Below are 14,293 nucleotides of genomic sequence, written 5' to 3'. Positions count from 1 at the left end.
AAGCCCACGTCTGACTGATACTAAGCCCACGCCTGAGCGATACTGAGCCCACGCTTCACCGAGACTCAGCCCACGTCTCAATGGCGCTGAGCCCATAGCTCGGTAATTCTTACTGTGTATTTCTTGATAATACTTCCATTTTTAAAGTATGTACTCCCAATCTTTTTTGTACTTTTGCGGTGAAATTTTATAGGTATGACAATAACTGAGTTGCAACAACAATATGCTGCCCACCCCAATACGGCAGTAATGAAGCGCTTGTTGAAGGACACTTCTGTTCAAACTGTTTTTTGTGGAGGACTGTATGCGTCTGCTGCTTCCCTTTTTTCTTCTGTATTGGTGCAAGAGGGTGGTTGCCCGTTTGTGTTTATCTTGGGTGATCTTGAAGAAGCCGGGTATTTTTATCACGACCTGACACAGATATTAGGCTCGGAAACGGTGCTTTTTTTCCCATCTTCTTTCCGGCGTTCCATCAAGTACGGACAGAAAGACGCAGCCAATGAGATTTTGCGTACGGAGGTGCTGAGCCGTCTGCAGAAAGGAGAGAAAGGATTGTGTATCGTCACTTATCCCGATGCGTTGGCTGAGAAAGTGGTATCCCGTAAGGAACTGAGCAATAAGACCTTGAAACTGAGTGTGGGTGAAAAGGTGGATACTACTTTTATAACGGATGTGTTGCATAGTTATGGTTTTGAATATGTGGATTATGTATATGAGCCGGGACAATATGCCGTTCGTGGCAGCATAATCGATGTTTTCTCTTTTGCTTCGGAATATCCTTATCGTATTGACTTTTTCGGTGATGAAGTAGAGAGTGTCCGTACCTTTGAGGTGGAGTCTCAGTTGTCCCGTGAGAAGAAAAAGGAAGTGTCTATCGTTCCGGATTTGGCAGTGACGGGAGAGGTAACCACTTCTTTTCTGGATTTTATTCCGAAAGAAACCGTGCTCGCCATGCGTGACTTTCTTTGGTTGCGCGAGCGAATCCAAGTGGTGCATGATGAGGCGTTGACTCCGCAGGCAATAGCCGTTCAGGAGGCCGAAGAGAATGGGGGAATTACGTTGGAGGGAAAATTGATCGATGGCAGTGAGTTTACTGTACGCGCTCTTGATTTCCGTCGGTTGGAATTTGGTAACAAGCCAACCGGAACACCGGAAGCCAGTGTCTCTTTCAGTACATCCGCCCAGCCTATCTTTCATAAGAATTTCGATTTGGTGGCTTCCTCTTTCAAAGAGTATCTGGAGAAAGGTTATCTGCTTTATATATGTAGCGACAGCACGAAGCAAACGGATCGTATCAAGGCTATTTTTGAGGATCGTGGTGATAAGATACAATTTACTCCTGTTGAGCGTACCATTCACGAAGGGTTCGTTGATAATACGTTGAGGCTGTGTGTGTTTACAGATCATCAGTTATTCGACCGTTTCCATAAGTATAATCTGAAGAGTGATAAAGCCCGTTCGGGAAAGGTGGCCCTTTCCTTGAAAGAATTGAACCAGTTTACTCCGGGCGATTATGTGGTGCATACGGATCATGGTATCGGACGTTTCTCCGGTCTGGTGCGTATTCCGAATGGAGATACTACGCAAGAAGTCCTGAAACTGGTTTTTCAGAATGATGATGTGGTATTTGTTTCTATTCATTCTTTGCACAAAGTTTCCAAATACAAAGGAAAAGAGGGAGAGGCTCCCCGACTTAATAAATTGGGCACGGGTGCGTGGGAGAAACTGAAAGAGCGTACAAAGAGTAAGATAAAAGATATTGCCCGTGATCTGATTAAGCTGTATTCGCAGCGCCGCCAGGAAAAGGGCTTCTCTTATAGTCCGGATAGTTTCTTGCAGCGTGAGCTGGAAGCTTCCTTTATTTATGAAGATACGCCGGACCAGAGCAAAGCGACAATTGATGTCAAGGCGGATATGGAGAGTGATCGTCCGATGGATCGTCTGGTCTGTGGGGATGTGGGATTTGGAAAGACGGAGGTTGCCATCCGTGCGGCTTTCAAGGCGGTTGCCGATAATAAACAGGTGGCTGTGCTTGTGCCGACTACGGTGCTTGCTTACCAGCATTTCCAGACATTCCGCGACCGCTTGAAAGGATTGCCTTGCAGGGTGGAATATTTGAGCCGTGCACGTACGGCCGCACAATCCAAGGCAGTATTGAAAGGATTGAAGGAGGGGGATGTCAATATACTGATAGGTACTCACCGCATCTTGGGAAAAGACGTCCAATTTAAAGACTTGGGATTGCTGATTGTTGATGAAGAACAGAAATTCGGAGTCTCTGTAAAGGAAAAGTTGAGGCAGCTGAAAGTGAACGTGGACACATTGACAATGACCGCTACTCCGATTCCCCGTACGCTTCAGTTCTCGCTGATGGGTGCGCGCGATCTGAGTGTTATCTCTACGCCTCCGCCTAACCGTTATCCGATTCAGACAGAGGTGCATACCTTTAATGAGGAGGTGATTACGGATGCGATTAATTTCGAAATGAGCCGTAACGGTCAGGTGTTCTTTGTCAATAATCGGATAGCTAATTTGCCGGAACTGAAAGCGATGATTGAGCGTCACATTCCGGATTGCCGTGTGGCTATCGGTCACGGACAGATGGAGCCGGCGCAATTGGAAAAGATTATTTTGGATTTTGTCAATTATGATTATGATGTCCTTTTGGCGACTACCATTATTGAGAGCGGTATTGATATCCCGAATGCAAATACGATTATAATCAATCAAGCGCAGAATTTCGGCTTGAGCGATCTTCATCAGATGCGTGGGCGGGTAGGACGTAGCAATAAGAAAGCGTTCTGTTATCTGTTGGCTCCTCCGTTAAGCAGTCTTACCGCAGAGGGAAAGCGGCGCCTTCAAGCGATTGAGAACTTTAGCGATTTGGGAAGCGGTATTCACATTGCCATGCAGGATTTGGATATTCGCGGAGCCGGTAATCTGTTGGGGGCGGAACAAAGCGGATTTGTTGCCGACTTGGGATATGAGACGTATCAGAAGATTCTCAGTGAGGCTGTTCATGAACTGAAGAACGATGAATTTGCAGATTTGTATGCGGAGGAAATCAAAGGGGAAGGGCAGATCAGCGGTGAAGGATTTGTGGATGAATGTCAGGTGGAAAGTGATTTGGAGTTGTTATTACCGGCGAATTATGTGACCGGTAGCAGTGAGCGTATGTTGCTTTATCGCGAATTGGACAGTCTGACATTGGACAAAGACGTTGCAGCTTTCCGTTCTCGTCTGGAAGACCGCTTCGGCCCTGTTCCGCCGGAAACGGAAGAATTGCTCCGTATCGTTCCTCTGCGCCGGTTGGCGGCACGTTTGGGAGCGGAGAAGATATTCTTGAAGGGTGGACGCATGACATTGTTCTTTGTGTCCAATCCGGATAGCCCGTTCTATCAGAGCCAGGCTTTCGGAAAGGTGATTGATTATATGATGAAGTATACCCGCCGTTGCGATCTTCGCGAGCAGAACGGGAAACGGAGTATGCTGATTAAAGATGTGTCGAATGTGGAGACAGCGGTTAGCGTATTGCAGGAGATTGTTGCGTTACAACCGAATGGGCTTTAATAAATTGCCTCCTTTAGTGAGATTAAACTGAATAAGTTTGTTTTTTGAGGAAAGTCTGTCTATCTTTGGGCTTATAATAAACAATAGAGATATGACTGCAAAATATAAATCACAGGAAAATGAAAAGCCGGAACAGGTAAATGATCCGGTAGTTGCTTATCAAAGGGCCGGTTCTGATGTATGTCTTTGTGTTCCTACAGAATACGAACGGGAAATTATAATGCGTTCGGAAAAAGATTATGAAGAAGGTCGGTTGTATACTCAAGAAGAGGTTGACAAGCAAGTGAGACAATGGCTGGATTAAAGATTGTGTGGACGGAAACTGCTACAATCGTTTTGCGACAGATTCTTACTTTTTATTATGTTAGAAATGGAAATTCAAAATATAGCCGTTCCATCTATACAATGATAAACGATGTGCTAAAGTTAGTTGCCAAATACCCATATATGTATAAAGCTACTTCTATACCTAACGTACGTGTTTTTCATTGTGATTACTTTAAGGTGTATTATAGGGTGCTTGAAGAACAGATTCTTGTGGAAGCTGTTTTTGATACTAGACAGGATCCGGGTAAAGCCCCTTTTTAAGGAGCTATCTCTTTTTTCCGTATAGCTTATCTATCAAATCCCCCCGTCCGATACGTCTCAATTCATTAATGATATGTTTCCGTTCTTCCGGCTTGTACCAGAAGAAGAATTGACGTTGTGCCAGTTTTTCCCGTTGAGTCTTGGCGCTGAATATCGGTTCCAGCGTGTAGGGATGGTATCCTGTGTACCATGCTTCCGTGGCTACTGTCATAGGAGTGGGGGTAAAGTCCTGCACTTGTTCCAAATGAAAATCCAGCCGTTTGGTAATAACGGCAAGTTCCGCCATATCTTCTTCTTTGCATCCGGGATGCGAGGAAATAAAATACGGAATCAGTTGCTGGCGCAGGTTTTCCTCTTTATTGATTCGGTCGAATATCCTTTTGAATGTTTCAAACTGCTCGAAAGGAGGTTTGCGCATTGCGGATAATACCCGTTCACTTGTATGTTCCGGAGCAACTTTCAGTCGGCCGCTAACGTGCTTGACAATCAATTCGCGGGTATATTCGGCAGTACTGCGGTTGATGGCCTCATCTTTACTACGATGCAATAATAAGTCATAACGTACCCCGCTGCCTATAAATGATTTCTTAATGCCGGGCAAGGCATCTACCGCGTGATAAATATCCAATAACGGACGATGGTCTGAGTTCAGGTTCGGGCAGACTTTCGGATGGATACAGGACGGACGCTTGCATTTCTTACAGATAGACTCATCTTTCCCTTTCATCTGATACATATTGGCGGAAGGACCACCCAAATCGCTTAAGTATCCTTTAAAGTCCGGTAACTGAGTTACCTCTTTTACTTCCCTCAGAATGGATTCTTTGCTGCGGCTGACGATGAATTTTCCTTGATGTGCGGAAATGGTGCAGAATGCACACCCGCCAAAACATCCCCGATGGATATTGATGGAGAATTTTATCATATCGTATGCCGGAATCCGCTTTCCTTTATATTTGGGATGAGGCATACGGGTATAGGGCAAATCGAAAGAACGGTCAATTTCTTCCTGGCTCATCGGGGGATAAGGAGGATTGACGACTACGACTTTGTTTCCGACAGCTTGCGTGATGCGTGAAGCCGCATATTTATTGGACTCTTCTTCGATATGCCGGAAATTGCTTGCCTGTTTCTTTTTGTCTGCAAGGCATTCCTCATGCGAATAGAGTTGTATATCTTCCGTATCGGAAGTCCACTCAGAGGCACGGCAAAGATAGGCTGTCTGAGGAATCGTTCCGATGATTGTTTTTAAATCGTTGACAGTGCATACGGCGTCTTCTGTCGGCAGCAAACCTTTTATTTTACGGGTTAATTCGACAATCGGCTTTTCGCCCATTCCATAAATAAGCAAGTCCGCTCCACTATCGCATAAAATGCTTTTCTGTACCTTATCCTGCCAATAATCATAATGGCTTAACCGCCTCATGCTGGCCTCAATTCCTCCCAAGATGACAGGAACATCCGGATAAAGTCTCTTGAGAATCTGACTGTAAACAGTAGAAGGATAGTCCGGCCGCATATCCGGACGCCCGTCCGGTGTATACGCATCTTCGCTACGCAATCGTTTGTTGGCGGTATATTTGTTTACCATCGAGTCCATGCACCCGCCGGAAATGCCAAAGAACAGGCGCGGACGCCCCAACTTCTTGAAATCGCGCAAGTCATCGCGCCAGTTAGGTTGGGGTACAATGGCTATTTTCAAACCTTCCGCTTCGAGAATGCGGCCGATAACGGCTGCACCAAAAGAAGGGTGATCTACGTACGCGTCCGCACTGAAAAGGATGATGTCCAGTTCATTCCATCCGCGAAGTTCTATTTCTTTTTTGGTAGTAGGTAACCAGTCAGTCAATCGATATTCTTTCATGCTGCAAAGATACGCATTATACGGTGAACTGTACTGTCATTTGTTCTCCGTCATAAATTTCGCGGAAACCGATGCCTTGTTCGGACAGATATTCCTTCAGATCCTGAAACGCATCGGCATGGTTCATGATAATCTCCAGTGTTTCACCGGGAGACGCATTACACATCGCTTTTATTGCAGGAATCAGCGGACTATAGGCTGTGATTCCGCAAGTATTTACTGTAATCATTATGCCTCCTCTTCTTCCGTTTCCGGACTGGAAAGCCACGTCAGATAGAGCTTGATAAGCTGTTGCAAGCCGAATGCCTTCATATTATTGTGGTAAATCACATCAATACAAAGGTCCAGCAAGTCCTTGCTGTCTTCTTCCTGACTGGCGATGAGGGAACGGATGTTTAGTTTCAACTTGTCCAAAACCGCTTCGTCTACAATGCCGGTACTATCAATGAGATGGCGGAACAATGCATATTTCTCGATCGTTCTCAGATTCTCATTAGAGACCTCTATGCTGCGTGTACCGCTGGGATTTGCTTGTATAGTATACATCTTTTCTAGTTTTAAGGGTTATTATAGTAGCAAAGATAGAACTTAAAATGAAAAGCAGATTAAAAAAAGGGATATTTTTTATCTCTGCGTAAAGAATCCCAGTATACCTGCCATGATAGTTGCCCGGTCGGCTTCCGATTGTATGCTTTCAAAAGGAAATCCCAATACGAAGGTACGGTAGTTTCCTTTATAAGCGATACCTGCGCTTTGGTTGCCGGGAACGTATGTAAAGACAGGAAATGCCGTATCTACCGGAACGATACAGTCGGGAGCAGGGACGGCATAGCTGGTTTCATTAGGTGCTCTCGGTATGGTAATCGTACGTCCCAACCCGTTAATGCGGTTTGAACTCTTGTCCGTCATGCTGCTTTGATAACCGTATTTTAAGATCTTCTCCGTAAATTCCCGGTTCCCCTGTGTTCCACTCATATCGCTTCCCACGTATGCACCGCTGACAAATAGATTTCCTCCCGACTGGCAATAACTGGTGATGATCCGTTGCATGGCCGAAGAAAATGTTTTGTAGTATACTTTATGGACCGGATCTTCTTTCTCCATTCCCAAAATGTAGTCCACAACCGGATAATCTTCCAGTGTGACTGTACCGTTTTCCACAGCCTCGTCGCTGCATGACACGAAACTATATTTGCCAACGGCTTGAATCGCTTTTCCATGAATGAAAGGATAGTCGAATGTGTTACCTGCTATTTTCATTCCTTCCAACTCGCTTCCGCTATATCCCAGACTGCCTTCTCCTTCTTTCCCGGCCTGTGCCCGGTCGAATCCTATTTGCGCTCCACTGAATGAGATGTTTGATAAATAGGGAACTCCGGGATCTTGTTCCAGGTCGAATCCTGCTTTGTCAAACGTATTAATGACAGCCGGTCCGCTGACTCTGTCGAATCCATTGATTATCAATACTCTTTCCCGTTCGCGTTTGGCCTTATAAGCAGAGAGTATCTCGGACGGGAAGCTTTCACCACCCCGGTTTACGGCAGTTACTTTAAAGGAATAAACGAGTCCCGGTTCTATTTTGACGGTATGGGACGTCTTGCTGACTAATGTACCGTTGTCGAAACCGCCATAGCCAATGCGTGTGTATACAATGTATTCACGTGGCTGTGCGGTGGGTTCTTGCGGATCGTTTTCACCTTTCCACGAAAGCTCCAACGTATTCTTTTTCTTTCCGAAGCGGATAGCAAAATTGCTGACAGGAAGAGGTTGCACTACATATTCTTTGTCATGCTGGCCGGCAACAAACTGCAAGATACCTTTATAGATGGCACGTCCCACCGTAAACTTGAAATTCGGATCATGTCCCAACTGCATATCGGCAAAGTTCTGATGGGAAAGTAATTCGATAATGGTAGAAGGAGTAGCCGGAAGACGCGTCTCGCTGTAATTGCGGTTCCACATACTGCGTCGTGTCCAAGACAGATTATAACTTGAATATATATCTTTCTGAATCTGAGTGAGTAGAATATCGGCTAAATCCCGTGAGGCATACCGGTCGATTCCTGTGTTCAGTTTTCCATTATTAAAATCAGTGGTGTATATTCCCAATGAGCCGATCAGCTCATCCGTTTTGCTGCATCCCGCATCGCTATGCAGCGCCATTGTCATTTCCAAAGGAATACCTAAACCGGGTTGTTGCGGATTATAGACAGAACCTCCGGATAAATAATTAATTGTGTTGGAGCGTGTATTGATGTCATCCGCATAATCATTTTCACCTTTCCGCCCCGCATATACCTCGTATGGCATTCCCGCCCATTGGGCAGAGTAGCGTGCCCCTTCCAGATAACGGGGCAAACCGCTTGTCTTTCCTCCTCGCTCAATATTTCCCATTCCTCCTCCGAAACGTACCGCATCTGCGCATACTACGCCGTGCTCGCTACTCTCGTTGCTTAGCACTACCATGCCATAATCGTTATTGCCTTTGTCAAACTCGAATGTGCCCAGATAAACCCAAGTGCCTCCGCCTATCTTTTGATTCACTTTGAATTCGGTCACCCCTCCATTGTGGAAAACAAGATATTTGGCGTCGCTCACGCTATTAGGCAATGTCCGGTAAGAGACATAAACCGCGTATTCTCCTTTTGCCGGTAGGGTAGGCACCCATTCGGCGAAAGCCTGGTCTTTATTCTTCTTCTTCTTTCTTTCGGTCGGAATAAAGCGGCAGGTCCCGTCTGTGAAGGGATTTTCTCCATCTCTATAAATCGCCTTCTTTTGAGCGAATCCTTTTATTGGAGCAGTAGCCCAATGTGCTTTTTTGCTTCCTACTTCCAGATAAAGAGAAGCATTAGGTGTATCGTTGTCCACAATGATCTCATTTTTCTGAGTATCCCGTTCGCGGGGAGTGTAAACGATTGCGCCTGCGTTTTCCAACATCGGGATTACGTACGGAAGGACAAACGACTGTGTGAACAGATCTTCCGTTGTGCAAAACAGACGGGGGCGTTGCCATCCCCATTCATTCTTGTCGTTCTTGAAATAATTGCCGTGACTTTGCCAGATTGCGATATGGCGGTCTTGCAATCCTCGTGATATTTCATTGGGGCGTGAAATGTTCTTTACCCACGCTTCGTCTTTATAATCGGTTTTCAAGGACATCCGTTCCTTATCCTTTTTCTTGTTCCGATAAATATTCGGGATAAGTTCTTCAATGGGCTTTCCATCTGCAAAGATAGTGAGTCGATAGTAGTGGACGGGTCCCGGAAGCAGCTCCTTCACTTGATTGTAAACAGCTTCTACAGTCTCCGGTCGAAAAGGCTGATAAGCAAAACTTTCCGAAGCATGGATAGCAATCGTTTTGCGTTCATAATCTATATCAACACTTTTCAGCTTAGGTGTACTGATTTTCGCCGTTACGGTATATCTGCCGAAATAATCTGTCAATCGTTCTTTTACATTCCTTTCAATATCCTGAGCAGAAAGGAAATTTACTCCCAATGTAAGGCATAGGAAAAACACTATTATCTTCATACTTGCTGCTTTTTTATACTCACCACAGAGGAAAGGAGGACACAGAGGGGTAAATGTGGAAACTACATAATTCTTTTATTTATGAAGTCCTCTGTGTCCTCCTTTCCTCTGTGGTGAATTACTCCGCAAAAATAAACAAAAAAGAGCGAGAAGTATCCCACTTCCCACTCTTCTTTTATTGTTTTATATTCTCTTAATCAAGAATACCTTCTTTCCTTATAGCGGAATGTATTCAACAAACGCTTCCATTGCCTCGTATGAAGCCAAGCCCAATTTGTCATACAATGCAGCTGTACCGCGATTACGGTCCTCGCTGCGTTGCCAGAACAGACGTTCATCGTTACCCAAGAAAGGAGCGCTTTCCATCTGCGACTGATGCTTCAAGATAGAATTACGTTTTGCGCGAAGTTCTTCCGGGCTGATAGGCACTGCCATTTCAATGTTCTCAATTTCCCATTCGGCCCACGCGCCGCGATACATCCAGATACGGCAGTCTTTCAGCCACTTGGCACCTTCTTCTTTTTCAAGGTCGATGGCAGCGAATACTGCATCCGTACATACACGGTGAGTACCGTGCGGGTCGGCCAAGTCACCGGCTACGAAAATCTGATGAGGTTTCACTTCACGGAGCAGGTTGCGTACGATTTCTACGTCGGCTTCGCTGATCGGATTCTTTTGAATCTTACCCGTTTCGTAGAAAGGCAGATCAAGGAAGTGGCAACGTTCCAATGGAATGTTATTATATGTACAAGCAGTACGGGCTTCACCGCGACGGATCAGACCTTTGATAGTCAGTATGTCACGGCTGTCCATATCACCGTCTTTCTTTGCTTTCAGGAAATTACGTATTTCTGCGTACTTTTCATTGATAACCTGGTCCTCACTATTGTTGAAGATCTGGTTGAATCCGTTGATGAAGTGCATGAAACGAATTACTTCTTCATCACCTACAGCGATATTGCCGGAAGTTTCGTATGCCACGTGTACTTCATGTTTCTGCTCTACCAGACGGCGGAGAGTTCCACCCATAGAGATAACGTCATCATCAGGATGGGGAGAGAAAATAATCACACGTTTCGGGTAGGGTTTTGCACGTTCGGGACGATAAGTGTCGTCAGCATTCGGCTTGCCGCCCGGCCATCCGGTGATGGTGTGCTGCAAATCATTGAAGATCTTGATATTTACATTGTATGCAGAACCATAAAGAGCCAACAGTTCACTCAGACCGTTTTCATTATAATCCTTGTTGGTCAGTTTCAAAATCGGTTTGCCTGTCAACTGGCACAACCAGACAATAGCGCTACGGATCAACTTGTCATTCCATTCGCAGGAAGTTACCAGCCACGGACGTTGGATGCGTGTCAGATTCATGGCTGCCGAAAGGTCAAGCGCTACATGTGCATTGTTGTGAGTTTGCAGATAAGAAGCAGGAATAGTATCGGTAATCGCACCTTCCACACATTCTTTAATCATAGCTGCTTTGTTCTCGCCCCATGCAAGCAGATATACTTTCTTTGCACTGAGAATGGTAGCTACTCCCATCGTGATAGAACTGATCGGAGTATTATCCATTGTTCCGAAAATTCTGGATGCTTCATTGCGCGAGGCGTTATCCAATAAAATCAGACGGGTGGTAGAGTTCAAGCGTGAACCCGGTTCGTTGAATGCGATGTTACCCACACGGCCGATACCCAATAAAGCAATATCAATGCCTCCGAAACTTTCGATACGTTGTTCGTAGAGACGGCAATATTCAAAGATTGTATCTTTGGCAATGCTTCCGTCGGGAGTGAATATATTCTGCTTGTCGATGTCGATATGATCCAACAGCATATTCTTCAAAGCGTTGAAATTGCTGTTGACTGCATCAGGAGCCAATGGATAATATTCGTACATATTAAATACGATCACATTACGGAAGCTGAGTCCTTCTTCCTTGTGCATACGAATAAGTTCCGTATATACGTGTCTGGGAGAATCTCCTCCCGGAAGAGCCAATACGCAGAAACGTCCCGCTTTTTGTTTTTCGCGGATGGTTTGTGCTATTTCGCGTGCAATGTAGTTAGCGCCTTCTTCTACAGATTCGTAAATGTCCGTAGGAATTTTTTCTAGTCTTGTCAAGACCGATTTTTCAAAAGCATTCTCCGGTCTGTAATATCTGGGGGAGACCCGGTGGAGACTGATTTGAGAACTAAGATTTGTTTTCATAAAGTTGTTAATTAAGTTATGTAAGATTAGAATTCTTACGACTGTATTTTCACGACAAAGATACAAAAGAGGTTTATATAATTAACTACCTGCTTTGTGGTATTGTTGTCGTTTTAATTGGTTTTTAACATTTGTTTGATAGCAACTATGACAGATGAAATTCGTCTGCATCTTTCCATACCGGAAATTTTTCTCTGAATTGACGGAGAGCGGACAGGTTGAGAGTTGCCGTAGCTATTCCTTCCCGGCCATCGGGCAGCGAGGCTATCTCTTCTCCGAAAGCTGAATAGATTTTGCTTCCTCCATTATAGTCTAAATGGTAACCGTCGGTTCCTGTCCGGTTGACACCGCATACATAGCACTGATTCTCGAACGCGCGAGCCCGAAGCAACGTATCCCATACCGGACGGCGGGGAATAGGCCAGTTGGCTACATATATCAATAAGTCATACTCATTGTTTATATTTCGGCTCCATACCGGGAAACGAAGGTCGTAGCAGACTTGCAGACAGATGTTCCATTCGAGGTAGGGAAGGATAAGCCGTTTCGTGCCGGCGGAGAAATGTTCGGCTTCCCGTCCCATGCGGAACAAATGCCGTTTGTCGTAATAGAATTCTTCTCCTTCCGGTGTCAGAACAAATGCCCGATTGTAGAACAACCCGTTATCCGTTGCGATATAACTTCCGCAGATGGCTATCTGGAATTGCCTGGCCCATAGTTTGAGAGTGGTAATGGTTTCACCGGAATTAGGTTCTGCCAATGTTTTGCTCTGCATACTGAAGCCGGTAGAAAACATTTCCGGTAAAACAACAATCTCCGTTGTTCCACAGAGACTTTGCAGTTTCTTGTGGAGCAGACGGAGATTTTCCTGTTTGTCTTCCCAAACGATATCGGTTTGTACTATGGAAATACGGATTGAATCCACACTGTTTAGTGATTAAATCTCGCCAAGGGCAAAATTCTCAGGATGTTTTCCTTGAAAGTCCTTGAAATAAAGTTTGATTTCTCTCATGTCTTTATCAATATCTCCCGACGGCATGATGGCTTTCGTTGCCGAAATCATCTTTTTGCTGTAATCGATACCGATCAATACGATGGGTACTTGCGCTTTCAAGGCGATATAATAAAAACCCTTTTTCCAATTTGGATTTGCCTTGCGGGTTCCTTCGGGCGTGATAGCCAAATGAAACTTTTTGCATTCGTTGAAATGTTTGACCATCTGATCCACCAACGAAGTTTTCCGACTACGGTCTACAGGAATCCCGCCGACTGCTTTGAAAAAAAGTCCGAGTGGAAAGAAAAACCATTCTTTCTTCATCATGAAACTAGTCTTACGACCTAAAGCACCGTAAAATAGTTTTCCAATAAATAAGTCAAGGTTCGTAGTGTGTGGAGCGGCACAAATCACGCATTTATCATAATTGGTTACCGTAACGTTTGTCTTCCACCCCAATAGGTGGTAATAGATAAAGCTATAAATTGCTTTCTTCATTCTGTTTTTTTAGTTCAATTTTCCGATCGCTTCAATAATCTCGTTTACTTTTGCATTAAAGTCTGCACGGAATTTCTTATAAAAACCTTTCACATTTCCCGGTTCGGTGTGACTGATGCGGCATACGAATTCATCCTGCATCTTCAGTACTTCCGCCATTAACTCGTCGGCCTTACTCTTGTCAGTACCAGGTATAAACATACTGTTGATTAAACACTCGGTGAATAATTCTCCTGCGATATAGTTTACGTTCTTTTTGAGTTCTCTTCTACTTGCCATAATCTTTACATTTAATGGTGAATAATAAAAAATACTTGCGGTAAAGATAGTTACTTTCTTTGATTTGGGCGAATAATATGAAGAAAAAATAAGAAAGAGAGTATGCCTATGTGGCGGAATTACCGACTTGCCACTTCCGACAACCGTCTATAAACTTCTTGTAACTTTTGCCGTCCAGACCTCCATTAGAAAAAGAAAGACTCCTTCACCTGGCTTCTATATCCCTTTGCTCATGGGAAAAAGCGGGTGAAGTGCTACCCTTTCATCCGTTTCTTCCCTTGGGTTATTCGAATAATTTTGCTGGGTTAATGCTTAAAACTGTTCGGCTTTCATTCTTTCTTGTTGAGAATAGCTTCTTTGAAAATTACTTTTAAACTTAACTTCTTTTCCGCAATCAGCCTTTTGATATGTCGATATGCCGTAATCTGTGTCATTCCGCAGAGATATTGGAAGTCTTTCCGGGTAATAATCTGATTCTCGCAAAGTATTTCGTCAATTCCATGTCTATCTCAGTGTTGGACAGTTCGGTGGAGTGAGGTTTGTATTCTGCAGGTATCCCAATCCGTCGATATGCACTTTCTTTCCTTCCTTGAGACATTGAGCCACTTCGTATTTCAATTCTTCCAGTGTAGCTATAACGTCCGACGGACTTAATGAACAACGTTCGTGGATGCGGTAAACCAAATTTTCCGTATCTACTGTTTCATAACTGATGGGACGTGCGTGATACCTCACCTTATTCTTTTTCTCCTTCGGCATAG

11 protein-coding genes and 1 pseudogene are annotated in these 14,293 nt (G+C 44.5%); 3 read left to right on the top strand and 9 right to left on the bottom strand.

What is annotated here, in order from left to right; genetic code table 11:
* Positions 1 to 195 precede the first annotated feature (195 nt).
* From mfd to H8S63_RS06055, 3 genes are all read left to right on the top strand, one after another.
* Complete coding sequence (gene mfd, locus H8S63_RS06065; RefSeq protein WP_143864706.1) at positions 196 to 3,570, top strand: transcription-repair coupling factor; 3,375 nt, start codon at positions 196 to 198, stop codon at positions 3,568 to 3,570.
* Between the two features lie 91 nt (positions 3,571 to 3,661).
* Positions 3,662 to 3,874, top strand: coding sequence for a hypothetical protein (locus H8S63_RS06060; protein WP_186926093.1), 213 nt, complete (start codon positions 3,662 to 3,664; stop codon positions 3,872 to 3,874).
* Positions 3,862 to 4,158: a type II toxin-antitoxin system RelE/ParE family toxin gene (locus H8S63_RS06055; RefSeq protein ID WP_186926091.1), complete on the top strand. Its 297-nt coding sequence runs from the start codon at positions 3,862 to 3,864 to the stop codon at positions 4,156 to 4,158. Before H8S63_RS06060 ends, H8S63_RS06055 begins: the two co-directional genes overlap by 13 nt.
* A gap of 4 nt (positions 4,159 to 4,162) precedes the next feature.
* Here the strand turns inward: H8S63_RS06055 and H8S63_RS06050 are convergent, their stop codons facing one another.
* From H8S63_RS06050 to H8S63_RS19980, 9 genes and pseudogenes are all read right to left on the bottom strand, one after another.
* Positions 4,163 to 6,022: a YgiQ family radical SAM protein gene (locus H8S63_RS06050; protein WP_186926089.1), complete on the bottom strand. Its 1,860-nt coding sequence runs from the start codon at positions 6,020 to 6,022 to the stop codon at positions 4,163 to 4,165.
* A gap of 16 nt (positions 6,023 to 6,038) precedes the next feature.
* Positions 6,039 to 6,251 carry a sulfurtransferase TusA family protein gene (locus tag H8S63_RS06045; protein WP_007753529.1) on the bottom strand — a complete coding sequence of 71 codons (213 nt, stop codon included), beginning with the start codon at positions 6,249 to 6,251 and terminating at the stop codon, positions 6,039 to 6,041.
* Complete coding sequence (locus H8S63_RS06040; protein ID WP_007753530.1) at positions 6,251 to 6,568, bottom strand: hypothetical protein; 318 nt, start codon at positions 6,566 to 6,568, stop codon at positions 6,251 to 6,253. Before H8S63_RS06040 ends, H8S63_RS06045 begins: the two co-directional genes overlap by 1 nt.
* A 78-nt stretch (positions 6,569 to 6,646) precedes the next feature.
* Complete coding sequence (locus tag H8S63_RS06035) at positions 6,647 to 9,553, bottom strand: xanthan lyase (RefSeq protein ID WP_186926087.1); 2,907 nt, start codon at positions 9,551 to 9,553, stop codon at positions 6,647 to 6,649.
* 216 nt (positions 9,554 to 9,769) lie between these two features.
* On the bottom strand, positions 9,770 to 11,761 hold the full coding sequence (locus H8S63_RS06030) for a glucosamine-6-phosphate deaminase (RefSeq protein WP_007759217.1): 1,992 nt from the start codon (positions 11,759 to 11,761) through the stop codon (positions 9,770 to 9,772).
* Positions 11,762 to 11,906: 145 nt separating this feature from the next.
* Entirely contained in the window at positions 11,907 to 12,686 is a 780-nt protein-coding gene (locus H8S63_RS06025) for an amidohydrolase (protein ID WP_186926085.1), read from the bottom strand.
* Positions 12,687 to 12,698: 12 nt separating this feature from the next.
* A complete protein-coding gene (locus tag H8S63_RS06020; protein ID WP_186926083.1) occupies positions 12,699 to 13,253 on the bottom strand; it encodes a 1-acyl-sn-glycerol-3-phosphate acyltransferase in 555 nt (184 codons plus the stop codon).
* A gap of 9 nt (positions 13,254 to 13,262) precedes the next feature.
* On the bottom strand, positions 13,263 to 13,532 hold the full coding sequence (locus H8S63_RS06015) for a hypothetical protein (RefSeq protein ID WP_007753557.1): 270 nt from the start codon (positions 13,530 to 13,532) through the stop codon (positions 13,263 to 13,265).
* Positions 13,533 to 13,900: 368 nt separating this feature from the next.
* A pseudogene (locus tag H8S63_RS19980) lies at positions 13,901 to 14,291 on the bottom strand (HU family DNA-binding protein); the annotation flags it as partial.
* Between the last annotated feature and the right edge of the window lie 2 nt (positions 14,292 to 14,293).

The organism is Bacteroides sp. NSJ-39 (assembly GCF_014287315.1).
Classification (GTDB): Bacteria; Bacteroidota; Bacteroidia; order Bacteroidales; family Bacteroidaceae; genus Bacteroides; species Bacteroides finegoldii.
Note: the sequence above shows the minus strand (reverse complement) of the source record. Positions and strands in the feature narration are given on the sequence as shown.